The following is a 21194-nucleotide window of genomic DNA, read 5'->3' on the forward strand; positions in this document are numbered from 1 at the left end:
CCTCCTTAGCGACTATATAAACGCCAACGCGCCTCGCCCTTTCATTCCGCCGAGGACCGCCCCGCATCGCGCCTGCCCTTCCCCGGGTCGCGAGGGCCGCCGAGGGCGGCCACTCGCTCCCGGCCGAGTAACCTTATAAATGGCGCGCGCTGGCCGACCGCCGCGACCGTCACCGTGAGCAGCGGTCGGAACCGAATCGAGCTACTCCTAGGGCTCGATATGATGAATCGCGCCCGGCGAGATCAACCGCCCGTCGGGCAGTTCGACCCACCCGTCGGGTTTGATGGTCGCTGGGCCCTCGTGAATCACGGTCTCACCGTCTTCGCCGTAAATAACGGCGTCTTCGAGGGTCGTCTGGAGGAAGTCCCGGAGGGCTTCGGCGAAGGGTTCAGCGGGGGCGAACATACCCGACGAATCGGGCCGCCGGAACAAAACGACTGCCCCGGATTACTGCGCCTCGAACCGGTAGGTCAGTATCTCGCTGGTCTCGTCCCACTCGAAATCGCCGGGATGGACCTTCTTCATCCGCTTTTTATATGCCTCCAGCGACGGCGACCCCTCGCGCTTCGCGTCGGCGTCGGTCAAATCGCCGAGCGTGCGCTCCTCGACGCTGGTCACCTCGAAGGTGGTGTCGTCGACCTCGAAGGTATCGCCTTCCGCGGCGTAGCGGTTCCCGGCGCCGCGGCTGAGTTGCGTGATATCGCCGTCGAGGGCGGCCCCTTTGACGCGGTCGTTCGGCAGGAGTGCGTCGGCGTCGATGCGTGCCATACCCGTGGTATGGGCGCCAGCCCCATACGGATTATTGTAGTCCGTTACCGGTCATCGCCAGCCCCTGTCGGCGATGACCGGCAAATCGTTACGATATCCGTATCAATCGAGGAGGCCACCCAGTGCACCGCCGATGGCGCTGTCGACCGCCAGCAGGAAGGCGATGAGTGCGATAATGGCGAAGACGCCGAGGCCGCCCAGCGCGCCGACCGGCCCGCCGATGGTGAGGCCGACCACCGCGACCAGTAGGCCGGCGATGACCGCCAGCAGGAGGCCGCCCAGCGCCCCCGCGAGCAGGCCGTGCCACGCGCCGCTGAGGAGGCCGCCACCGGCGACGTAGCCGGCGGCAAAGCCGCCGATGAGTCCCGCGCCGACGTGGCCGACGACCGGCAGCGCGAAGGCGAAAAGTCCGGCGACGATGCCGACGAGAGCGCCGATGAGGACGGCACGCCAGTTCGTCATGGCTTCGGGTAGGCCGCCGTCGCGCAAATGGCTGTCGGCCGTCTCGTGTCGGTCGCCCGCCCTCGCTTTCGGCCCAAGAGGGGGTGAGCCGCCCGTACGCGAGACACGCTTCTTATACGGGCGGACGACCAAACGGGGGTATGCACTTCGAAGACCTTCCGACGACGCCCCGGTCGGAGGAGTTGGTCGACAAGGCGTTCTCGCGGGCGGCACGCGCGGGGCGAGCCAAGCAGGGGATAGAGGCCCAGGAGTCGATGCTCCAGACCTCGGCCAACATCCTGTCGGACAACCTCCAGAACGTCGTCACCTCGTGGCCCGATTTCGAACTCGTCGACGACTTCTACTACGAACTCGCCGACGCGACGCTCGCCGAAACCGACGTGGGGGGCGTCGACAACCTCCGCCAGCACCTCTCGTCGGTCATGAGCGCCGGCCGGCAGATAGAGAACCTCAAAGAGGAGTACCACGGCCGCATCCGCAACGCCGACAGCGACACCGCTCGAAAGCTCCGCAAGCAGGCCTTCGCCCGCCTCGCGGACGTGACCGAGGGCGTCGCCGACGACCTGCTGGCCATCGGCGAGGCCCGCGACGCGCTGAAGGTCCTGCCCGACATCCGCGCGGACGAACCCGCCATCGTCGTCGCCGGCTACCCCAACGTCGGCAAGTCCTCCTTCGTCAACAACGTCACCAACGCGACGAACGAGACAGCGTCGTACCCCTACACGACGACGGGCATCAACGTCGGCCACATCGAGCGGGACCACATCCGCTATCAGTTGGTCGACACGCCCGGCGTCCTCGACCGGCCCTCCGAGGAGCGCAACGCCATCGAATCGCAGGCCGTCTCCGCGCTGGAGCATCTCGCCGACGCCGTCTTATATATGGTCGACGCCAGCGGGGCCTGCGGCTACCCGCTTGAGGACCAACTCGAACTGCTCGCGGAGGTCGAATCGCGGTTCGACGTGCCGGTCGTCGTCGTCTGCAACAAGTCCGACCGCTCGACCGACGTCGAGGCCGACCACTACATGAGCATCGAGACGGGCGAGAACGTCGAGGAGGTCCTCGATGCGGTCATCGAGGCGGTCGGCTACGAGCCCGAACTCCCGTTCGAGGAGAACTAGAACAGGAGCGACCGGCCGATTTTCGGGACCATCCCGACGGCGGCCGTCGTGAAGGCGATGCCGGCCGCGGGCGAGGGCAGACGGTCGCCGAATACCCAGCGATAGCCCCGGACCGGCGTGAGCGCACCCATCGCGATGAGTACGTGGGCGGGGATGTCGACCGTCGCGTGTTCGACCGGGTCGTAATGGGGGTTGTAGCGGTCGAGAGAGACGACCCACGAGGTGGGATACTCCCGTATCTGGAGGTGGTCGTCCCGTTTCTTCTCGCGGTAGACCGAGACCGCGCCCTTGTGAATCGACCACGGGAAGTTCGACCGCTGGAGGTCGAGGTCGCCCGGCAGCGTCGGTTCGGCGGCCTTCGGTACGGTCACCGACGCCCCGCTGTCGAGGGTGCGGGCTACCGTGACGGCCTGGTCCCACGACTCGACGGTCCGCGTGTCCATACGTACAGTAGGGGCGATGCGGGGATAAAATAGCCGGCTGGACGGCCGAACGGGGGTCCGGAGCGGTGGCGGCCGTTCAGTTCGCCGCGGTCGCGTTGTAGCTCACTCGCACCTGATAGGAGACCGACACCTCGCCGGTGTCGAGTTGCGTGTCCGCGCCGGCCGAGCGCTCGGCGACCGCCGCAGCGCCGTCGTAGCTGATCGGGCGGTACCGCTGCTGGGAGGCGTCGACGGTGGCGACGTTGGTCACCTGCAGGCCGCCGTTGGCCGCGATGGCGTCGGCTTGCGTGCGCGCGTCGCCCATCGCGTCGGCGATGGCGTCCTCGCGGAGTTCGTCGCGCGTTTCTTCCGAGAGGGTAAACCGGACGGCGCCGACCTCGGCGTCGGCGTTGGCGGCCGCGTCGATGACGTCGCCGGCGCGGTCGGGGTCATCCAGCGTCACCTCGAAGGCGTGGACGCCGCGGTAGGTCGGTTCCTCGCGCTCGCCCTCTCGTGGCGGGCGCCGCTGTTCGTGAATGCGGTACTCGGTCGTCTCGTAGGCGGACTCGTCGATGCCGGCCGCCGTCAGTTCCTCGCGGAGAGCGTCCGCATCGGCCGCGAGCGCATCACGCACCGCGCTCGCGTTGTCGCCTTCGGCGGTGGCGGCAACGCGGACGACGGCCTGATTCGGCGGTGCTTGGGCCTCGCCGGTCGCGTCGACGGTTATCGCTCGGTCGGCGGGACCGCTGGCGGTCCCGTCGTCGTTCGTTGCGGTCACGACTGCGGCGCCGGCCAGTGCCGCGCCCAGAAGCGCGACGACGACGACCAACACCGGGAGGGCATCTCGTTGCATACACGTCCGTCTCCGTCGGGAACTGCCCTATAAACGCCGAAACATCAAACGCGCCTTTGAGTCTTAGCTTCGCTCGACCTCGAAGTAGAGCACCTGCACGTCGATATCGAGGCCGTGTTCGGTCGCGAGGCGGCGTTCTATCGCGTCGGCCAGTCCCGGACGTGGAGCGTCGGGCGGCACGCCGACGGTGACGACGACCGAATCGGCCTGCTGGAAGAGGACGTACTCCGAGGTCGTCTCGACCTCCAGTTCGACGAGCTGGTAGCTCTCGTAGGCGGGGTCCTCCAGTTCCGTGTTCACGCTCTGTCGGATGTCCTGTTCGGTGGTCGCCGTCTGGTAGGAGTCGTAGGTGACGCCGCCGAGGAACACCGAAAGCAGCGCGATGGCGACGACGAGGACGCCGACCCGCTTGAGCGTCGCGACGCGGGCGCGGTCCCGACGGAAGAAGTGCTCCGGGCGGTACCCCGAGTACCACAGCACCAGCAGCGCCGCGAGGTTGATAGAGAGGACGTTGACCGCCACGAGGACGCTGGAGCCCACCGCCAGCGCGGGGATGCCGTAGGCGATGCCGATGCCGACCGTCGCCGCGGGCGGAATCAACGCGACGGCGATCATGACGCCCACCAGCGCGGCGTTGATGCCGGTCATCAGGCTGAACGCGCCCGCCACGCCGGCCCCGATGGCGACGACCAGCGAGAGGAAGTTGGGCGAGAGCCGTTCCTCGACTTCGGTCAGCCCCAGCGGGTCCAGTCCCGGCGGCACGAGGTTCGCCGCCTGCACGAAGATGGCGAAGGCCGTCGCCGCGACGATAGACAGGACGACGCCGAGAACCTGCAGGACGACGCCGCGACGGAAGAGGTCGGCGTCGTCGACGACGCTGCCGACCGCCGCCGTCATCGCGGGGCCGATAAGCGGCGCGATGACCATCGACCCCACGACGGTCGCCGGCGAGTTCAACAGGAGGCCCGCGGTGGCGATGACCGCCGAGACGACGGTCATCACGACGTAGGTCGGCAACGCGGAAGCCAACTCCTCGGCGCGGGCGACCAGTTCCTGTCGGGCGATGCGGTCGCCGCTCTCGCCGTTTTCCTCCTCGTATTCCTCTTTCAGGCGGTCGAACTTCTCTGAGACGACCGTCTCCGCGCTCAATACGACCGTGTAGGCCTGCCGGTCGAGACCGACCTCGCGGAGTTCTTCGAGGATGGGTTCGACCGCGTTCGTCGGCAGCGGGAAGTACGCGACCGCCGTGTACTCCCGGCCGCTGGTCTCGTCGGTGACGACGTAGTCGATGCCCTGCTCGTCGAGGACGTCGAGCACCGTCTCCCGCTTGCCGGCCGGAATGGTCACCTGAACGAGTCGCACACCGGCACCTCGACCGGCACCGCGTTAATCCTGTCGCCGTCGGGTCGATGGCAGGAAACGGACGCGGTGGTCGGTAGTGGATAGACACGAAACCGAAACGTGACTGGCCTCGAACTGGACTGGTCCCCCGTCAGTCCACGATGTCGATGATCCGACCGTGCCCCGCCCCGTCGTAGTACTCGCCAGGCGTTGCGACCCTGAAGGTGTGCTCCGACTTCACGTCGACGTGGTCGAAGAACGCCGTTGGCGCAGCATACCAGTAGTACTCGCTATCGTCGTCGACCTGTTCGTTACCGTTAATCTCGTCAGGCGTACTGATATCGAGTCCGAAGACTATCCACGTCCTGATGCCGTCCAGTTCCGTGAATATCTCCGAAATCGGGAGATCATACAGCGAATCCCCGACCTCGATGTCCTCGCTGTCCGCGTCGATGCGCGGTTCGATTCGTTCGTCTATCCACGCACCCTCCGGACCGAAGTGAATCACGGACGTCGAGCCTGGTTCCCGACCCTCTCGCTTGTGGCCCATCCAGAGTTCTTTTGCGCCGACGGTCGCAGTCACCGTATCGCCGCCTTCGCTGCCACCGGTGTATCCCGGATCCAGCCCCGAACACCCCGCAAGCGCGGTTGTCCCGCCGAGAGTGATTCCGCCGAGGGCTCGTACGAACTTCCGCCTGTTCATAATTTCTAATTTATAACTCAAACGTATAATACTTACCCATATTCTTTCCTATATTTACAAAATATATTTTGAAAGATTTTTTTTTATACTAGGGTTGATGTAGTTATCATGTTCCGAGATTTGGTCAGGAAAATCCGGGGGAGCGTTGAAGATGGGCCAGACGACTCAAAGATTCAGCGGCGTACTGTTCTTCGCGCAGCTGCCGGAGCGAGTGCAACCGGCTTAGCGAGTAGTACCGTTGGTGAATCTGAAGCATCCACAAGCCCTGAGATAGCTGACCCAGTTGCCAGGTACTATACTGAACGTTCTGAGTACCGCCCAACAGAAGCTCATGTTGCAACCAGCGAGGAGAAAACACTTCTCACGGAGCAGTTCATGGAACATGAAGGAGACCTTATGCAGATGCTTTCGAAAAAAGGTATTTTTGAGTCGACAGCCGTCGGCATAGAAGCCTTTCAAACGGGTACCGCATTTTCGGAGATCGGTGTTGAAGAAACCAATACCGAATCAGCATATGTCGGCTTGAGGGAAGTAGACGGTCTGCTCCGTTCGGAGTTATATTACAAGATACAGCTATCCGCTGACGAGGGCGCGATCGATCAGCCTACAGAGTTCATTATTAGTGTGATTCCTGCAACTGGAGACGCGTATGCGCATTCAACCCCTGAGATAGAGAGGGGGATCAAAAAAGAGGTTCCTCAGCGTCTTATCGATCCGGACCGTGATGTCACTGATATCGTTGAGGAAAAGGGGACTGTACTCGGCGAAAACGATGTAATCCTGTTCGGGACCTGCTGGGTCCGCTGTGAACGGTATACCGGATGTTACCCATCGTGCGGTGAAATTCGAATCTGCTGTCAGGCTGGAACTTGTTCGAGCGAATATACGGGCTATTGCTGCAGTGGGGATTGTCCGAAAGCCTGCTGTGAAGGCTACCGAGACCCATGTCCGGACGGTAGCTGCCCTCAGTAACTCCCTTGAATCAAGTGATTTTCACGACCAACGGTGAATAACGAAACCGTAGGAATGTCTGCTGTTACACCGAAAGCACGGGCTGAGAGGCGTGGGCCAGCACGTACTCGGCGGCCTTCTCGATGACCGCCTCGGGGTTGCCAGTGACGGGTTCCCGCGGGACGACGACGAAATCCGCCTCCAGCGTCTCGGCGACGTCGAGGATAACGCTGCCGGGATGTTGGGAGAGTCGCGTGACCGAGAAGCCGCAGGCTGAGGAGTGGGTGACCGGCACCTCGCCGGCGAGGGTGCGGACGGTCGCCATTATGGACTCGGCGTTCTCGGCGACCGATGCCGCGGAGATGTCGCCGTTGGCCATCGCGTCGCCGGCGTTCTCGGCGACGAGATAGACCGCGTGGACGCCCGCTTCGTACCGTTCGGCGACGGCCGTGGCGTACTCGACGGCCTCCATCGCCGCCTCGGAGCCGTCGACCGGGACGAGGACCGTATCGACCTGCATATCGGACCCTCGCTCCGGGCCATCAAAAAGCTGTGTCTGCGGGTAGTTTTAAGCCGAGGGCGAGCGGACAATCGGGTATGTTCGAGACGGTGGTGGTCGCGACCGACGGCTCCCGGAGCGTCGCGCGTGCGGTCGACTGTGCGCTCGACCTCGCGGCGAAGTTCGACGCCACCGTCCACGCGCTCTACATCATCAACGAGGGACAGGTCGAGTCCCTGCCCGAACGGCTCCACAGCGACGTCCGGCAGGCCCTCGACGAGCAGGGCCAGGAGGCGCTGGACGCCGTACTGGAGGCAAACGACGCCCGCGACGAACCAGTCGACCTCGAAACCGCGGTCCGGGTCGGCCGCCCCGCCAAGCAAATCGTCGGCTACGTCCGGGACATCGACGCCGACGCGGTAGCGATGGGCACCCGCGGCCGGAGCGGCGAGCACTCCTTTCTGCTCGGCAGCGTCGCCGAGCGCGTCGTCCGGACCTCGCCCGAACCCGTGTTGACGGTGCGACAACTCGATTAGCCGGCCGAGACACCGACACGCACCCGCCGCCGAACGAGGGATTATTCCCCGGGGCGCCCCTCCCGTGGGTATGGACGATTGGCTCATCGACGACGAGACGCTTCCCCTCAGCCGCCGCTCGGTGCTTCCGGGCGAGGGCTTTTTCATGCCGGATTCGCTCGACGACGCACAGGCCGAACAGGAGGCCCGCGAGACGCTGGCCGACGCCGACCGCGTCGTCATCGCCGACCCCGACGCCGACGGCCTCGGCTGTGTCGCCCTCCTCCGGTGGGCCTTCGGCGAGGCCGCACTCCTGCCCGCCGGCCCCCACGAACTCGCCGAGGCCCTCGAATACGTCGCCGAGTACGCCGACCCCGGCCTCGACGTCTACGTCTGCGACCTCTGTCCGGATTCGGAGTACGACATCGAGTCCCTGCCGCTGGTGGCCGAACTCGCCGACTCGGTCCGCTGGTTCGACCACCACCAGTGGGACGACGAATACGCCGAACTCGTCCGCGAACACGCCGAGTTGGTCGTCGGCAACTCCGACGAGGAGTGTACGACCGACGTGGCGTTGCGCTCGCTCGACTACGACTTCGACGACCGCTTCGTCGACCTCGCCGAAGTCACCCGCGACCACGACCTCTGGATTCGCGACGACCCTCGCAGCGACGACCTCGCGGATTACTCCCACTGGGCCGACCCCGAGGAGTACATCGAGACGGTGACCGAACACGGCGCCGACCTCCCCGGCGACGTGCAGGACTTCCTCGAAGAACGGCGCGTCGAGAAGGAGGCGCTCATCGAGAAGGCCGTCAACCGCGCCGAGTACAAGGCCATCGGCGACTGGACGGTCGGCGTCACCTACGGCCGCTGTTCGCAAAACGAGGTCGCCGAGGCGATGCGCGAGGACGGTGCCGACGCCTCCGTCATCGTCAAACCCGCCGGCTCCGCGTCGATTCGCGGCACCGACGAATTCGAGCGCTGCCACGAGGTCGCCGCGCAGGTCAACGGCGGCGGCCATCCGAAGGCCGCAGGCTGCAAGCCCGACATCTACGACGACATGCTGGATTACGCCCACCACTGGACGACCCGCGGCGCCATCACCAAGCAGGTCATCCTCGACGCCTTCCGGAACCTCGACGACGAGGAACCGCAAGCCGACGTATAGGGTTCGAAAAGAGCGCCCGACCCGCTATTCCTCGACGACCCACTTATCCGAGTAGGTCGTCCCGCAGGCACAGGCCGCGTAGGCGTGGATGACGTCGCCCTCGGCGTAGATGCCGCCGACGGACTCGTTCTGTTCCTCGGCGAAGGCGAAGACGAACTTGACGTAATGTTCGGCGTCGTCGCCGGCCTCCGGACAGGTGCCGCTGGTGCAGTCCTCGGCGACCTCGCCGTCGGTCTGCATCGCCTGTCCGGCGAAATCCATCGCGTCGAGCCCCGTCGCGCTCTGGAAGGCGGCCTTGCCGTCGTCGCCCGGCAACACGAGGACGACGCCCTCGTCGACGCGCGTGCCGATTTCGAGCAGGTCGTCGATGGAGCCGACGCCCTCCTCGTGGAGGTAGATGAGGATATCGTCGGGACGTTCGCCCTCGAGGAAAGCATCGTAGAGGGCGCTTTTGCCCTCGCCGTCCTCGGTCATCCGTCGAGGTCCTCCGCTATCGAGGCGAGGCTGTCGTCCGGGCTGTCGGCGACGCGGTAGACCGCGTCCTCACCGGGTGCCCGAAGACCGTACTGTTCGCCGTCGACGACGATATCGACCAGCGCCGAGCGGCCGGCGTCGAGGCCCTTCTCGTCGACCCACTCGCTCAGTCGGTTCTCGCCGTCGCGTTCGCGGGCGAGACGCACGTTCTCGTAGAGACCGCGAACCTCGACCTCGTCGTCGAGGCCGACCTGCACGTCGGCGTGGTAGGTCGTGTTTCCTGCTTCGACGCGGACGACGCCCTCCGGCATCGTCCCCTCGGGAACGACGATTTTCGGGCGGTTCAACGCGCCAGCCTGCTCTATCGACGCACGGACGGTTTCGACACCGTCTGAAGAAAGGCTCGGCATGAAAGAATGAACCGCGGTCGTTACTCGTCGTCCTCGCCGCCGAGGAGGTCGTCGATGGACTCCTCGCCCTGTTCGACGATGCTGGCGTTGATCTGTCGCGTGTCGTCGGAGATTTCGGCGCCACGAACGGTCACGCGCTTGCGCTCGCCGTCGACGCTCGGCTCGAAGCCGACGCCGCCCTCGAGCAGGATTTCGGCGGTGTCCGTGCCGGCGACGTCCTCGCGCATCGGTCGGCCCGACGTGTCGGAGCCGCCCGTGATTTCGAGTTCGTAGCCCGAGAGGCCGAGCGCGTCGCCATCGACGGTCTCGCCGATGGAGCGGCCGATAAAGCGGTTCGCGTCCTGTCCGTCCACCTCGAAGGAGTACGTAGTGCCGTCCTCGTCCCCGACGACGACCTGAAAGTCTGCCATACGGGATGACACTCGGTGCGGCGGCAAAAGGGTATTGAAACGTATTGGTGGTCAAGGTCTGTATGATTCGGTTTATATTCGTCCGCTTCGGCTCGCTTGCGGGTGTTTTGCTCTTGTGGGGTTGTGTTCCTCGATTGTTTATAAATCGAACTGGGCGACTTCTTGACTGCTACCACCTCGAAAGCCCTCGGCGTGCTGGCGGTCGCTGAGCGGCATATCCTCGCTTCGCTCGGATAGGGGCCGCTCAGCGACTATATAAACGCCAGCGCGCCTCGCCCTTTCAGTCCTCCAGGGACCGCACAGCCCTGCCCTCCCCCGGGTCGCGCGACGGCCCTGACGGGCCGCACGCGCTCCCGGCCAATTGGTTTTATAAATGGCGCGCGCTGGCCGACCGCCGCGAACATCTCGTGAGCGGCGGTCGGACGAAACCGTGCGAGGGACGACCGACTGAGCGCAGCGAAGGAGGGAGTCGGTTGGGGAGGTGTGTGGCCGCGGTTGCCTGGCGGAATCGAAGGGCGAGGGCGGGTCGGCGAAGCACGGCGACGCAAGCACCGCAAGAGCGACCGAAGGGAGCGATGAGGCGCGCAGCGAGCCGCGCGAGTCGAGTCGGCCGAGGGCTTCGGAGGGGGCAGTCCCTTTTGAGTAACAGTCGGAACCCAGAGAACAGCATACTCCACAAAATCCTCCAATTCCAGCAGAACCGGTCGGCTTATCCGGACCAGCGCGCTACGAGTGATATGTTCGATTCACGCCCGAACCGCGATGCGGAGGTCGTCCTCATCGGGCGGTCCAACGTCGGCAAGTCGACGTTGATGCGGGAGATTACGGGCCACAGCAAGTTCGCCACCGGCGGCAGCCCCGGGGTCACGACGAAGCCCAACCACTACGACTGGACCTCGGAGGACTTCGTCATCACGGACCTGCCGGGCTTCGGCTTCATGTCCGGCACCCCCAAGGACGTCCGCGAGGACATCAAGCGCAACATCGTCCAGTACCTCGAGGAGTACGCCGACAACATCCTCGTCGGCATCCTCGTCGTCGACGGCAAGGCCGCTGTCGACATCATCGACCGCCACTCCGGGGACGACGAGATTCCCCACGACGTCGAGATGTTCGGCTTCCTGCAGGAACTCGACATCCCCGCCGTCGTCGCCGTCAACAAGATGGACAAGGTCGACGACCGCGACGAGCGCCTCGACGACCTCGCCGAACGCCTCGGCCTCTATCCCCCGTGGCAGCAGTTCGACCACATCCTCGCGCCCATCTCCGCCAAACGCGGCACTATCCAACCGCTCAACGACGCGGTTCGACACCACCTGCACGAGCAGAAGCGAGACGACCTGTTCAAGTTCTTCTAACCGAACTTTTTGCCCGGTCGCTCGCGTCAGCGAGCGACCGGCAAAAATCCGAGCGAATCGCTATAGGCGATTCGCTGGATGACGAGAGTCGCCAGAGGCGACTCTCGAACCACTTCGATGAAAAAGACACGTCGACCCTCCCTCAGGAAGACTCACTTCGTTCGTCTTCCAACGCTCCCGCTCACTCCGTTCGCGGGACCTACGGTCGGGTCTCGGTCCCGCGCCTCCCCCTGGTCGGCGCGGCGTGGTTCAAAAGACGGCCATGGGCCGCCTTTTGTCAGTGAGCAAATCGGAGATTTGCGAGCTACACAGGAGCTTCGCTCCTGTGGCATGCCAAAAGAGCGCTTCGCGCTCTTTTGAGCAAACCGCGCTCGCTTCGCTCGCGCGGATGCTAACCGCTCGTTGCTTGGTGAATTGTCTCGTCAGGAGTAGGAACGGTGGCTCAGAGAAAGTCCCTCATCACAAGGGGCTCAGAGGGGGTAACTGTCGTCACCGCCACCATCCGCTCTTGATGCTGGACAAATAAGAATCCACGCTTACACGCGCCATCAGTCATCCGCTCGCCTCTCGAACGAGGCCCGACAGTCACATTTGCACTAAACGCAATTTCGCAACCGTATTCTCTTTTGTACATAAGTGATATAGGTTAGAATACATATATTAGATCGGCCATCGATTTCGCCTTCCTGTCCGATAGCGTCCCGGTGTGACGAAGCGGTTCCGGCCCGAACTGTTCCTGAAGGTGAGGTGGAGAGATACTGTTAAGTCATACCGTGATAGATAATACCACGACAGTCCGTGATGGGTGGAGACGTAGCGACAGCCTACAGGAATAGCATGACCACTGAATGTGAGATACTCGACCGGGCGGCAGAACGTATCGCGGCCGAAAAGCGAGGCCTCCAGCGGGAGCGTGAGGCCTTCGAGGCGTTTCGTGCGTCGGTCAGCCGAACTCAAACGACCACGGACGAGGGCGGGACGCGGACCGGAACGCTACTCGAAGCGTATCGGGAGACGGTCATGTCCACGCCGGATTTCGAGGCGGCCTACGACGAACCGGTTTCGGAGAGCCTCGAAACCGAGTTCACGCCGTCGCTGGCGGAGTCCCTCCAGGAAGACGAGCCGGTGACACAGCAGTTCAAGCGCGACCTGCTGGTCGCGACGAACGCGGCCATCGAACCGCGAACCGGATTCATACGGGTTCTTGAGGCCGAACACGAGTCGATACGAACGGTTCGGGAGACGGTACTGGACATCGAGGACACGCTTCGGGAACTGCCAGCCTGCTCGTTCCGACGCCTCCAGTTCGACCGGTTCGTGGACGTCTGGGAGACCTACGAACACGCCGTCGAGCGGTGTGACCGCCGTTCCGAACAGCGACAGCGCCACATCGCCAACCAACGAGCCATCGACGGGGCGGACGTCGAGGCACACGCGCTCAACGAGTACCTCTACGACGACCTCGAAACCGAATTCCCGGCGTTACGTGCCCTCGCAGGAACACGACGGCGCATCGAACGGTGTCGCCGCGAGCCGACCGATCCGGCCACCCACACACCGGACGGCACCGGCGACTGCGGCCTCGAAGCGTCGTCGGATTGAACTGTCCGCCGAGGGCGTCGAACCCTATCGTTCGGGCGCGTTTTTGCGGACGAAGTCGATGGTTTCCTGCATCTCGGCGCCGGGGCCGAAAATCGCGTCGACGCCGAGGGCGTACAGTTCCTCGCGGTCCTCGTCGGGAATGATGCCGCCGACGAGGACGACGGTGTCCTCGAAGGCGTCGAACTCCTCGAGGCCGTCGATTATCTTCGGCACCAGCGTGTCGTGGGCACCCGAAAGAATCGAGATGCCCAACACGTCGACGTCCTCTTGGACCGCTGCTTGAATGATATCCGCGGGCGACTGATGAAGCCCCGAGTAGATGACCTCGAAGCCGGCGTCCCGAAACGCCCGCGCGATGACGTGGGCGCCCCGGTCGTGGCCGTCGAGGCCCACCTTCGCCACCAGACACCGAATCGACCGGCCGTCCGGCTCCTGTTCGGTGCTCATGCGAGGCTAACCGTCTCCTGATAGGAACCGTAGTGGTCCTCGAAGACCTCCATAATCTCGCCCATCGTGGCGTAGGCTTTCACCGCGTCGATAATCGGCGGCATGACGTTCTCGTCGTTCTCGATGGCCGCGGAGATGTCGTCGAGGGCGTCTTCGACCGCCGCGTCATCGCGTTCGTCTTTGACCGCTTCGAGCCGGTCGAGTTGCCGGTCCCGCGTTTCGGGGTCGACCTGCAGGATGTCCATGTCGGTCTCCTCGTCGATCTGGTATTCGTTGACGCCGACCACGGTTTCCTTGCCTGCATCGACGCGCTTCTGGTACTGGTAAGAGGCCTCCTGAATCTCCCGGTGGAAGTAGCCCTGCGGAATCCCCTCGAGGATGCCGTCACGAACCGACCCATCGCCCATTTCCTTGATTTCCTCGATGTAGGCCATGATTTCGGCCTCCATCTCGTTGGTCAACTTCTCGATGGCGAACGAGCCACCCATTGGGTCGACGATGTCAGCGATGCCGGATTCCTCCGCGAGAATCTGCTGGGTCCGGAGCGCCACTCGAACGGCATCCTCGCTCGGCAATGCGAGGGCCTCGTCGTAACTGTTCGTGTGCAGCGATTGGGTGCCGCCCAGCACTGCTGCCATCGCCTGCACCGTCGTCCGGACGATGTTATTCAACGGCTGTTGAGCGGTCAGACTCTGGCCGGCCGTCTGCGTGTGGAATTTGAGACGCTTGGCGGCGTCGGTCTCCGCGCCGTACCACTCGTCCATGACGTTCGCCCAGATGCGACGGGAGGCGCGGAACTTGGCAATCTCCTCGAAAATCGAGTTGTGGGAATTGAAGAAAAAGGACAACAGCGGCGCGAACTCGTCGACGTCCATGCCGCGGTCCAGACAGTCCTCGACGTAGGCAAAGCCGTCGGCCAGCGTGAAGGCGGCCTCTTGGGCCGCTGTCGACCCCGCCTCGCGGATGTGATAGCCGGAGATGGAGACGGGGTGGAGTTTCGGCGTCTCCTCGACGGCGAACTCGATGGTGTCGGTCACGACGTCCAGCGACGGCTCGGGCGGAATCACCCACTCTTTCTGGGCGATGAACTCTTTGAGCATGTCGTTCTGGAGGGTCCCGCGAACCTCCTCGCGCGGAACGCCCTGCTGGTCCGCGAGCGCTATGTACATCGCGTAAATCACGGGGGCGGAGGGGTTGATGGTGAAACTCGTCGATATTTCACCGATATCGATGCCGTCGAAGAGAATCTCCATGTCTCGAAGCGTATCGACGGCCACACCCTCTTTGCCGACTTCGCCTTCACTCATCGGGTGGTCCGAATCGATGCCCATCAGACTCGGCATGTCGAAGGCGGTCGACAGCCCGGTCTGTCCCTCGTCGATGAGGTAGTGGAACCGCTCGTTGGTCTCCTCGGCCGTCCCGAACCCGGCGAACTGCCGCATCGTCCACGTCCGACCACGGTACATCGTCGGATACGGGCCACGGGTATACGGTGGTTCACCCGGGAAGCCGAGGTCCTCGTCGTAATCCATCTCGGCGATGTCTTCCGGCCCGTACAGGCGGTCGACCTCGTGATTCGACACCGTCACGAAGTCGTCCTTCCGCTCGCCGCGCTCCAAAAACGGTTCAAGAGTCTCGTCTTCCCACCGCTCCCGCTCGCCGCGTATCTCCGCTAAATCCTCCTCGTCGAACATGGTTGTGTCTAATGATAGCCCGTACCAAAACAGTTCTCATTCCCGCGGTCGGCGGCTGTCCGCCGGGCCACGCGCCCGTTCAGAGGAACGCTTTTGACAGCGCCGAGTGATGCGGACGTATGCCATCGATGGAGAACGGACACGTCCGTATCGAGTACGACGACCGGCGCGCCGACGTCATCATCGACCGCCCGGACAAACGCAACGCCCTCAACGAGGCGGCCGTCGCGGACCTCACCGAGGCGATTCGACGCGTCGACGCGGACGACGACGTTCGCGCGGTCGCCCTGCTGGGCGAAGGCCACGTCTTCTGTGCCGGCTTCCAACTCGAGATGATGCACGAGAAGGACGTCGACGAGCACGACGAGTTCCAGCGGTCGTTCCGGACGCTTCTGAACACCATCGACGAATCGACGACGCCCGTCGTCGCGGGCATCAAGGGCGCCGGCATCGCCGGCGGCTTCGAGTTGACGCTGCCCGCGGACCTCCGCGTGCTCGGCGAGGAGACCAAATACGGCATCATCGAGGTCACCCTCGGCATCTTCCCGCATCAGGGCTCGACGCAGCGACTCCCCCGCATCGTCGGCATCGGCAAGGCGAAGGAACTGGTCCTGACCGGCGAGTACATCGACCCCGAGGAGGCCGACCGGTGTGACCTCGTGACCGAAGTCGTCCCCGAGGCCGACGTCGACGCCCGCGCACGGGAGTTGGCCGACGACCTGACCGAGAAGGCACCGCTCGGGATTCGGAACGCACTGGAGGCCTTTCAGGCGACCTTCGACGTCCCCCTCGAGGACGGCCTCGAGACCGAACACCGGCTGGCGATGCAGGTCTACGGCAGCCGCGACCGCAAGGAGGGCTTCGAGGCGCGACTCGAAGGGCGCGAACCCGAATTCGAGGGGCGATAGGAACCCGGCCGGCGACGCCTTTTTTATATCCGCTTCGCCAAACGGAGGTATGCGACTCGCTGGAAAGACCGCGTTCATCACTGGTGCAGGTTCGGGACTGGGACGAGCGGCAGCCGAGCGGTTCGCCGCCGAGGGCGCGACCGTCGTCGGCGCCGACGTGGACTTCGAGGGCGTCCGCGAAACCGTCGATGCCATCGACGGCGACGGGGCCGCCCACGAACTCGACGTCCGTGACTTCGAGGCGTTCCGCGACGCCATCGACGCGACCGCCGAGGAGTACGGCCTCGACATCCTGCTGAACAACGCCGGCATCATGCACGACGCGACGCCGATGGAGGGTCTCGACCACGAGATACTGGACCGACTCATCGACGTCAACGTCAAGGGCGTCTGGAACGGGACCGCTTCGGCGTTGCCGCATTTAAAAGAGCAGGGGACGGGCGCCATCGTCAACACCGCCTCGCTGGCGGGCGTCATCGGGTCGCCGAACTACTCGGGCTACTCGCTGACGAAGGGCGCCGTCGTCAATCTCACCCGCGCCGTCGCCGCCGAGGCGGGACCCGACGGCGTCCGCGTCAACGCCGTCTGTCCCGGCGTCACCGAGACCTCGATGCCGAAGGGCGACCACTCCGACGAGGAGTGGGAGGACATCGCCTCGCGGATGGCCGAGGAGTACCCCCTCCGGCGACTCGGCCAGCCCGAAGACGTCGCCAACGCAATGTTGTTCCTCGCGAGCGACGAAGCCGACTGGATCACCGGCGAGACGCTCGTCATCGACGGCGGGTTCTCGTGCGCTTAAAAAGGTAGTCGACTGCGGCCGCCGTTACTTCCCTTCGAACTCCGGTTCGCGCCGGTCGTGGAAGGCGTCGATGCCCTCGCGGGTGTCCTCGGTCGTCCACAGGAGGCCGAAGGCATCGGATTCCGCCTGTAGGCCGGCGTCGATGTCGTCCCGGCCGGCGTGCATCGCCATCTTCGTCGCCTTGTGCGCGAGCGGCGGGCCGGCCGCGAGGTCGGTCGCGACCTCCAGCGCCCGCTCGGCGAGTTCCTCGTCGTCGACGACTTCGTTGACGAAGCCGTAGTCGTACATCGTCTCGGCGTCGTACCGCTCGGCGGTGAAGATTATCTCGCGGGCGCGACGCTCGCCGACCAGCCGACTGAGACGCTGGGTGCCGCCCCACGCCGGCAGGATGCCGAGGTTGATTTCGGGCTGGCCGAACTCCGCGCTCTCGCTTGCGACACAGAGGTCGACACACGTCGCCAGTTCCATGCCGCCGCCGAGCGCGAAGCCGTCGATACCCGCGACGACCGGCACCGAAAGCTCGGCCAGTCGGCCGAAGACGCGCTGGCCGAGTCGGGAGAACTCGACGGCATCGAAGGGGTCGAGCCCCTCGCCCATGAACTGGAGGTCGGCGCCGCCACAGAAGGCGGCGTCGCCCGCGCCGGTTATCAGCAGCGCCCGGACGTCGGAATCCTCCTCGACGATATCCATCACCTCCGAGAGTTCGGTGAGGACGGTCTTGTTGACCGAATTGAGGTTGTCCGGGCGGTTCAATACGAGGTGGGCGACGCCCGGCTCGGGGTATTCGAGCCGGAGCGTTTCGAGGTCTGGAATGTCTTCGTGTTGCATTGTTCGAGTCGAAAGTGGTGGTTCGGGCGGCTTACCCGCCGCCGATAATCTGCATCAGTTCTTCGTCTTCCTCGATGCCTTGAGGGTCGTCGGTTTCGGCGATAATCTCGCCGCGCTCGATGACGTAGATGCGGTCGACGACGCCTTGGACGTGGCTCAGTTGCGATTCCGCGATGAACACGGACGCGCCGAGTTCGTTGCGGATTACCTCGATGCTCTCCCGGAGGTCCTTCTTGATGCTCGGGGCGAGTCCCTCGAAGGGCTCGTCGAGCAACACGAGGTCGGGCTGGGCGACCAGCGCCCGCGCGACGGCGACCATCTGCTGTTGGCCGCCGGAGAGTTTGCCGGCCGCGCGGTCGAGGAACTCCTCCATCGCCGGGAACACGTCGAGGACCATCGAGAGCCGCTGGTCGACGTCGATGTCGGCGTTGTCGTCGCCCCACAGCGCCATCTCGATGTTCTCCTGTGCGGTGAGCTTCGAGATGAGCCGCCGGTCCTCGGGGGCAAAGCCGATGCCCAGTCGCTTGCGCTCGTGGGTCTCGTAGTTCGTGATGTCCTCACCGTGGAAGGTGACCGTCCCACGGTCGAGCTGTCGCATCCCCATGATGGTCCGGAACGTCGAGGTCTTGCCCGCGCCGTTCCGGCCGACGATGGCGACGCTTTCGGCCTGCTCGATCTCGGCGTTGACGTCCCGAAGGACGGTGACGCCCTCGATAGACGCATCGATGTCGGCGAGTTCGAGCAACATCACTCCTCACCTCGGATGCGGCGCTTGACGGTCTCGTCTTCGAGGACCTCCTGTGGCGTGCCGTCGATGAGCTTCTGCCCCTGGTCCATCGCCAACACCCGTTCGGCGTACTGTTCGATGAGTTCCATGTCGTGTTCGATGAACAGGACGGCGGAGTCGGTCGTCTCGAAGTACCGCTGTAGCCGGTTCATTATCTCGTGTTTGTTGTCGGTCGCGACGCCGCTGGTCGGCTCGTCGAGGATGAGAAGCTTCGGCCGCATCGCGACGCTCATACAGACGTCGAGGATCTTCTTGTCGCCGTGCGGAATCGTCTCCGCCTCGACGTTCTGTCGGTCCGCGAGTCCGAACCGCTCCAGCAGTTCGAGCGCTTCCTCGCGGCTCTCGTCCTCCCAGTGGAGGATCGAAAACAGGGAATTGTTCCGCCGCTCACGGGACAGCACCGCCGAACGGACGTTCTCCAGCAGCGTCAGGTCGTCACAGACGCGTGGAATCTGGAACGACCGAACGAGACCCTTGTTCGCCCGGTCGTGGACGGGCGCGTTCCCGAGGGATTCACCGTCGAAGATGACTTCGCCCTCCGTCGCTTCGAGAACGCCGGTGAGCAGGTTCACGAACGTCGTCTTGCCGGCCCCGTTCGGGCCGATGATACCGACGATTTCGCCCCTGTCGATTTCGAAGTCCATACGGTCGACGGCGGTGAGCTTTCCGAACTGCTTGGTCAGTTGCTTGGTTTCGAGGACGGACATCAGTTCTCACCTCGCTGGAGGGTTTCGAGCCCTCGCTTGTAGCCACGTTTCGCGATGCCGGCGATGCCCTCGGGTTCGAAGACGATGATGAGGAAGAGTACGAGCCCCATCACGAAGTGCCAGTACTCGGTGAGTTGCTGGGCCTCCGAACGGAGGAGGATGAACGCGCCGGCGCCGGCGACGGGGCCGAAGAAGGACCCGACGCCGCCGAGGACGGCCATGAAGGCGATTTCACCCGAGCGCGACCAGTGGAGCACGGTATCGGGCGTAACGTGGCCGTTGAGCAGCGCGTACATCACGCCGCCGACGCCCGTGAAGACGCCGGAGACGATGGTGGCGTACCACCGGTAGCGGACGACCGGGATGCCGATGGCCTCGGCCCGGTCCGGGCTGTCCTTTATCGTCTTGAGCGTCAGGCCGAACGGGGAGTTCATGAACACCCACATCAGCGCGAGGGAGACGAGGAAGCACCCGAGGATGACGTAGTAGAGGATACCCTGCAGGTATCCGGCGTACCCCCACGTCGTGACGTAGTTGACGCCGGCGACGGTGGGCGTCGGAATCGACACGCCGTCGGTACCGCCCGTGTACGTGTACAGTTTCACCATGAGGACGTATATCAGGAAGCTGAGCGCCAGCATGAGAAGCGAGTAGTACACTTCGGTGTGCCGAACCGAGATGTATCCGATGACGACGGCGAGGGCCGCCGCCGCGGCGACGCCGACGGGTATCAGCACGAGCAGTTCCTGAATCGCGGTGAACTTGAGGACGAACCCGACCGCGTAGGCCGCGCCGCCGAAGAACGCCGCGTGACCGAACGACAGCAGGCCCGTGTAGCCGAGGAGCACGTTGAACGCGACCGCGGCGATGGCAAAGGAGAGTATCTGTGCCGCGAGGAAGACCTCGAACTGCCCCGTGGTGGGGAGATACGGCAGCACGGCCGCCCACACGACGAGGACGGCGGTACCCACGGCGGTCCAGCTGGCGAACTCGTCGCGGAGCGTGCTTGCGAACGTGGTGTCGGTGTCCTGACTCATACTTCGATGTCTCCGAACATGCCGGTTGGTTTGATCAGCATTACCGCAGCCATCAACAGGAACACGATGGCGAGTTCCAGCTGGGGGACGTAGTAGCTGCTGAAGGCTCGCATGAAGCCGATGAGCAGCGAAGCGGCGATGGCGCCCTTGAGACTACCGAGGCCACCGATGACCAGCACCGCGAACGCCAGGATGACGAACTGCAGCGCCATCCCGGTGGTCACGGAGGCGTTCGGCAGATACAGCGCGCCGCCGAGCGCCGCCAGCGCGATGCCGATGACGTACACCTGGAGGTGGACCCGCCGGGTGTTGATGCCGGTGACGCCGACGATTTCGTCGTCCTCGGCCATCGCCAGCGTGATCTTGCCCAAGCGCGTCTCCTCGAAGAAATAATAGAGGACGCCGGCGATGACGGCGGTGAGGGCGATCGCGAATATCGGCCACACCGGGTAGGTGCTGCCGACGATATCGATGCTCCCGAGGATGTTCGACGGTTCGGTCGCGCTGACGGGGAGACCGCCCCAGATGAACTTCATCCCGTCCTCCATCATCAGGATGACGCCGAACGTGGCGAGCAACTGGTAGTCGTCCTCGAGGCCGTAGAGCGGCTTGAACATCACCTGCTCCATCCCGAGACCGACCGCCGAGACGATGGCCGGGACGACGACTATCATGCCGACCATGAAGGCGGCGAACAGCACGACTTCGCCGACAGAGCCGCCGATGATGCCGACCGTCTGTGAGACGACCGTCGAGGCGACGTAGGCGCCCAGCATGAGGAACGCGGCGTGGGCGAGGTTCAGGAAGTTCAACATCCCGTAGATGATCGACAGGCCCGTCCCGAGCAGGAACAGCACCGCGGCTAGGAACAGGGCGTTCAGGATGATCGGGATCTGCTGTGAGAGGATATCTGCTACCATCGTCGAA

General features: G+C 64.3%; 25 protein-coding genes and 1 pseudogene. 8 read left to right on the forward strand and 18 right to left on the reverse strand.

Going from position 1 to position 21194, the window contains the following annotated elements; genetic code table 11:
• Window positions 1-207: 207 nt before the first annotated feature.
• The 3 genes from U5914_RS07675 to U5914_RS07685 all read right to left on the reverse strand — a co-directional run bounded on the left by U5914_RS07675 (window position 208) and on the right by U5914_RS07685 (window position 1230).
• Window positions 208-405, reverse strand: coding sequence for a hypothetical protein (locus tag U5914_RS07675; protein WP_336135165.1), 198 nt, complete (start codon window positions 403-405; stop codon window positions 208-210).
• A 42-nt stretch (window positions 406-447) separates the two neighbouring features.
• Window positions 448-768, reverse strand: coding sequence for an ASCH domain-containing protein (locus tag U5914_RS07680; RefSeq protein ID WP_336135166.1), 321 nt, complete (start codon window positions 766-768; stop codon window positions 448-450).
• A 102-nt stretch (window positions 769-870) separates the two neighbouring features.
• Window positions 871-1230 carry a DUF5518 domain-containing protein gene (locus tag U5914_RS07685; RefSeq protein ID WP_336135167.1) on the reverse strand — a complete coding sequence of 120 codons (360 nt, stop codon included), beginning with the start codon at window positions 1228-1230 and terminating at the stop codon, window positions 871-873.
• Between the two features lie 140 nt (window positions 1231-1370).
• Between U5914_RS07685 and U5914_RS07690 the strand changes: the two genes are divergently transcribed.
• Window positions 1371-2351, forward strand: coding sequence for an NOG1 family protein (locus U5914_RS07690; RefSeq protein WP_336135168.1), 981 nt, complete (start codon window positions 1371-1373; stop codon window positions 2349-2351).
• On the opposite strand, the gene U5914_RS07695 is transcribed toward U5914_RS07690, so the two are convergent.
• The 4 genes from U5914_RS07695 to U5914_RS07710 all read right to left on the reverse strand — a co-directional run bounded on the left by U5914_RS07695 (window position 2348) and on the right by U5914_RS07710 (window position 5670).
• Window positions 2348-2794, reverse strand: a complete 447-nt coding sequence (locus U5914_RS07695; protein ID WP_336135169.1) for a hypothetical protein — start codon at window positions 2792-2794, stop codon at window positions 2348-2350. The genes U5914_RS07690 and U5914_RS07695 overlap by 4 nt on opposite strands.
• A 76-nt stretch (window positions 2795-2870) precedes the next feature.
• Entirely contained in the window at window positions 2871-3626 is a 756-nt protein-coding gene (locus tag U5914_RS07700) for an SIMPL domain-containing protein (RefSeq protein WP_336135170.1), read from the reverse strand.
• A 63-nt stretch (window positions 3627-3689) separates the two neighbouring features.
• Entirely contained in the window at window positions 3690-4988 is a 1299-nt protein-coding gene (locus U5914_RS07705) for a TIGR00341 family protein (RefSeq protein ID WP_336135171.1), read from the reverse strand.
• A gap of 130 nt (window positions 4989-5118) precedes the next feature.
• Window positions 5119-5670, reverse strand: coding sequence for a hypothetical protein (locus U5914_RS07710; RefSeq protein WP_336135172.1), 552 nt, complete (start codon window positions 5668-5670; stop codon window positions 5119-5121).
• Between the two features lie 108 nt (window positions 5671-5778).
• Between U5914_RS07710 and U5914_RS07715 the strand changes: the two genes are divergently transcribed.
• Window positions 5779-6642 (forward strand): hypothetical protein, encoded by an 864-nt coding sequence (locus tag U5914_RS07715; RefSeq protein WP_336135173.1) that lies wholly within the window; start codon window positions 5779-5781, stop codon window positions 6640-6642.
• 64 nt (window positions 6643-6706) lie between these two features.
• Here U5914_RS07715 and U5914_RS07720 read toward each other — a convergent pair whose 3' ends face one another.
• Complete coding sequence (locus tag U5914_RS07720; RefSeq protein ID WP_336135174.1) at window positions 6707-7141, reverse strand: universal stress protein; 435 nt, start codon at window positions 7139-7141, stop codon at window positions 6707-6709.
• Window positions 7142-7218: 77 nt separating this feature from the next.
• Between U5914_RS07720 and U5914_RS07725 the strand changes: the two genes are divergently transcribed.
• Both U5914_RS07725 and U5914_RS07730 read left to right on the forward strand, forming a co-directional pair.
• Window positions 7219-7656 (forward strand): universal stress protein, encoded by a 438-nt coding sequence (locus U5914_RS07725; RefSeq protein WP_336135175.1) that lies wholly within the window; start codon window positions 7219-7221, stop codon window positions 7654-7656.
• A gap of 70 nt (window positions 7657-7726) precedes the next feature.
• Window positions 7727-8806, forward strand: coding sequence for a DHH family phosphoesterase (locus U5914_RS07730; RefSeq protein WP_336135176.1), 1080 nt, complete (start codon window positions 7727-7729; stop codon window positions 8804-8806).
• Window positions 8807-8830: 24 nt separating this feature from the next.
• On the opposite strand, the gene U5914_RS07735 is transcribed toward U5914_RS07730, so the two are convergent.
• From U5914_RS07735 to U5914_RS07745, 3 genes are read right to left on the reverse strand one after another with little or no spacing between them, the layout of a single operon-like run.
• Window positions 8831-9280 (reverse strand): DUF5807 family protein, encoded by a 450-nt coding sequence (locus tag U5914_RS07735; protein WP_336135177.1) that lies wholly within the window; start codon window positions 9278-9280, stop codon window positions 8831-8833.
• Window positions 9277-9690: a DUF7112 family protein gene (locus tag U5914_RS07740; protein WP_336135178.1), complete on the reverse strand. Its 414-nt coding sequence runs from the start codon at window positions 9688-9690 to the stop codon at window positions 9277-9279. Before U5914_RS07740 ends, U5914_RS07735 begins: the two co-directional genes overlap by 4 nt.
• 20 nt (window positions 9691-9710) lie before the next feature.
• Window positions 9711-10100, reverse strand: a complete 390-nt coding sequence (locus U5914_RS07745) for a 30S ribosomal protein S6e (protein ID WP_336135179.1) — start codon at window positions 10098-10100, stop codon at window positions 9711-9713.
• A 737-nt stretch (window positions 10101-10837) separates the two neighbouring features.
• Here U5914_RS07745 and engB point away from each other — a divergent pair.
• The gene (engB, locus tag U5914_RS07750; protein ID WP_336135180.1) at window positions 10838-11458 is read left to right on the forward strand and encodes a GTP-binding protein EngB; all 621 of its coding nucleotides are present in this window, start codon (window positions 10838-10840) and stop codon (window positions 11456-11458) included.
• An 837-nt stretch (window positions 11459-12295) separates the two neighbouring features.
• Window positions 12296-13060 (forward strand): DUF7260 family protein, encoded by a 765-nt coding sequence (locus U5914_RS07755; RefSeq protein ID WP_336135181.1) that lies wholly within the window; start codon window positions 12296-12298, stop codon window positions 13058-13060.
• A gap of 24 nt (window positions 13061-13084) precedes the next feature.
• On the opposite strand, the gene U5914_RS07760 is transcribed toward U5914_RS07755, so the two are convergent.
• Both U5914_RS07760 and U5914_RS07765 read right to left on the reverse strand, forming a co-directional pair.
• Window positions 13085-13507, reverse strand: a complete 423-nt coding sequence (locus tag U5914_RS07760) for a cobalamin B12-binding domain-containing protein (RefSeq protein WP_336135182.1) — start codon at window positions 13505-13507, stop codon at window positions 13085-13087.
• Window positions 13504-15201 (reverse strand): acyl-CoA mutase large subunit family protein, encoded by a 1698-nt coding sequence (locus U5914_RS07765; RefSeq protein ID WP_336135183.1) that lies wholly within the window; start codon window positions 15199-15201, stop codon window positions 13504-13506. The genes U5914_RS07760 and U5914_RS07765 overlap by 4 nt, the downstream gene beginning before the upstream one ends.
• A 119-nt stretch (window positions 15202-15320) precedes the next feature.
• Between U5914_RS07765 and U5914_RS07770 the strand changes: the two genes are divergently transcribed.
• Together U5914_RS07770 and U5914_RS07775 are read left to right on the forward strand one after the other, a co-directional pair.
• Window positions 15321-16109, forward strand: coding sequence for an enoyl-CoA hydratase/isomerase family protein (locus tag U5914_RS07770; RefSeq protein ID WP_336135184.1), 789 nt, complete (start codon window positions 15321-15323; stop codon window positions 16107-16109).
• A gap of 49 nt (window positions 16110-16158) precedes the next feature.
• Complete coding sequence (locus U5914_RS07775; protein ID WP_336135185.1) at window positions 16159-16908, forward strand: SDR family NAD(P)-dependent oxidoreductase; 750 nt, start codon at window positions 16159-16161, stop codon at window positions 16906-16908.
• Window positions 16909-16932: 24 nt separating this feature from the next.
• On the opposite strand, the pseudogene U5914_RS07780 reads toward U5914_RS07775, so the two are convergent.
• From U5914_RS07780 to U5914_RS07800, 5 genes and pseudogenes are all read right to left on the reverse strand, one after another.
• Window positions 16933-17727 (reverse strand): annotated as a pseudogene (locus U5914_RS07780) (enoyl-CoA hydratase/isomerase family protein); the annotation flags it as partial.
• Window positions 17728-17767: 40 nt separating this feature from the next.
• Complete coding sequence (locus tag U5914_RS07785) at window positions 17768-18484, reverse strand: ABC transporter ATP-binding protein (RefSeq protein ID WP_336135187.1); 717 nt, start codon at window positions 18482-18484, stop codon at window positions 17768-17770.
• The gene (locus U5914_RS07790; protein WP_336135188.1) at window positions 18484-19230 is read right to left on the reverse strand and encodes an ABC transporter ATP-binding protein; all 747 of its coding nucleotides are present in this window, start codon (window positions 19228-19230) and stop codon (window positions 18484-18486) included. Before U5914_RS07790 ends, U5914_RS07785 begins: the two co-directional genes overlap by 1 nt.
• Entirely contained in the window at window positions 19230-20267 is a 1038-nt protein-coding gene (locus tag U5914_RS07795) for a branched-chain amino acid ABC transporter permease (RefSeq protein WP_336135189.1), read from the reverse strand. Before U5914_RS07795 ends, U5914_RS07790 begins: the two co-directional genes overlap by 1 nt.
• The gene (locus U5914_RS07800) at window positions 20264-21187 is read right to left on the reverse strand and encodes a branched-chain amino acid ABC transporter permease (RefSeq protein WP_336135190.1); all 924 of its coding nucleotides are present in this window, start codon (window positions 21185-21187) and stop codon (window positions 20264-20266) included. Before U5914_RS07800 ends, U5914_RS07795 begins: the two co-directional genes overlap by 4 nt.
• Window positions 21188-21194: the final 7 nt, after the last annotated feature.

Source organism: Natronomonas amylolytica (genome assembly GCF_037031205.1).
Classification (GTDB): domain Archaea; phylum Halobacteriota; class Halobacteria; order Halobacteriales; family Haloarculaceae; genus Natronomonas; species Natronomonas amylolytica.

Bases quoted from the DNA above. Each gene is read 5' to 3' on its own strand.
- U5914_RS07770 (WP_336135184.1), top strand. From the start codon at position 15,321: ATGCCATCGATGGAGAACGGACACGTCCGTATCGAGTACGACGACCGG.
- U5914_RS07685 (WP_336135167.1), bottom strand. From the start codon at position 1,230: ATGACGAACTGGCGTGCCGTCCTCATCGGCGCTCTCGTCGGCATCGTC.
- U5914_RS07745 (WP_336135179.1), bottom strand. From the start codon at position 10,100: ATGGCAGACTTTCAGGTCGTCGTCGGGGACGAGGACGGCACTACGTAC.
- U5914_RS07785 (WP_336135187.1), bottom strand. From the start codon at position 18,484: ATGTTGCTCGAACTCGCCGACATCGATGCGTCTATCGAGGGCGTCACC.
- U5914_RS07690 (WP_336135168.1), top strand. From the start codon at position 1,371: ATGCACTTCGAAGACCTTCCGACGACGCCCCGGTCGGAGGAGTTGGTC.
- engB (WP_336135180.1), top strand. From the start codon at position 10,838: ATGTTCGATTCACGCCCGAACCGCGATGCGGAGGTCGTCCTCATCGGG.
- U5914_RS07680 (WP_336135166.1), bottom strand. From the start codon at position 768: ATGGCACGCATCGACGCCGACGCACTCCTGCCGAACGACCGCGTCAAA.
- U5914_RS07720 (WP_336135174.1), bottom strand. From the start codon at position 7,141: ATGCAGGTCGATACGGTCCTCGTCCCGGTCGACGGCTCCGAGGCGGCG.
- U5914_RS07730 (WP_336135176.1), top strand. From the start codon at position 7,727: ATGGACGATTGGCTCATCGACGACGAGACGCTTCCCCTCAGCCGCCGC.
- U5914_RS07795 (WP_336135189.1), bottom strand. From the start codon at position 20,267: ATGAGTCAGGACACCGACACCACGTTCGCAAGCACGCTCCGCGACGAG.
- U5914_RS07710 (WP_336135172.1), bottom strand. From the start codon at position 5,670: ATGAACAGGCGGAAGTTCGTACGAGCCCTCGGCGGAATCACTCTCGGC.
- U5914_RS07715 (WP_336135173.1), top strand. From the start codon at position 5,779: ATGTTCCGAGATTTGGTCAGGAAAATCCGGGGGAGCGTTGAAGATGGG.
- U5914_RS07675 (WP_336135165.1), bottom strand. From the start codon at position 405: ATGTTCGCCCCCGCTGAACCCTTCGCCGAAGCCCTCCGGGACTTCCTC.
- U5914_RS07695 (WP_336135169.1), bottom strand. From the start codon at position 2,794: ATGGACACGCGGACCGTCGAGTCGTGGGACCAGGCCGTCACGGTAGCC.
- U5914_RS07790 (WP_336135188.1), bottom strand. From the start codon at position 19,230: ATGTCCGTCCTCGAAACCAAGCAACTGACCAAGCAGTTCGGAAAGCTC.
- U5914_RS07765 (WP_336135183.1), bottom strand. From the start codon at position 15,201: ATGTTCGACGAGGAGGATTTAGCGGAGATACGCGGCGAGCGGGAGCGG.
- U5914_RS07755 (WP_336135181.1), top strand. From the start codon at position 12,296: ATGACCACTGAATGTGAGATACTCGACCGGGCGGCAGAACGTATCGCG.
- U5914_RS07740 (WP_336135178.1), bottom strand. From the start codon at position 9,690: ATGCCGAGCCTTTCTTCAGACGGTGTCGAAACCGTCCGTGCGTCGATA.
- U5914_RS07700 (WP_336135170.1), bottom strand. From the start codon at position 3,626: ATGCAACGAGATGCCCTCCCGGTGTTGGTCGTCGTCGTCGCGCTTCTG.
- U5914_RS07800 (WP_336135190.1), bottom strand. From the start codon at position 21,187: ATGGTAGCAGATATCCTCTCACAGCAGATCCCGATCATCCTGAACGCC.
- U5914_RS07760 (WP_336135182.1), bottom strand. From the start codon at position 13,507: ATGAGCACCGAACAGGAGCCGGACGGCCGGTCGATTCGGTGTCTGGTG.
- U5914_RS07725 (WP_336135175.1), top strand. From the start codon at position 7,219: ATGTTCGAGACGGTGGTGGTCGCGACCGACGGCTCCCGGAGCGTCGCG.
- U5914_RS07775 (WP_336135185.1), top strand. From the start codon at position 16,159: ATGCGACTCGCTGGAAAGACCGCGTTCATCACTGGTGCAGGTTCGGGA.
- U5914_RS07735 (WP_336135177.1), bottom strand. From the start codon at position 9,280: ATGACCGAGGACGGCGAGGGCAAAAGCGCCCTCTACGATGCTTTCCTC.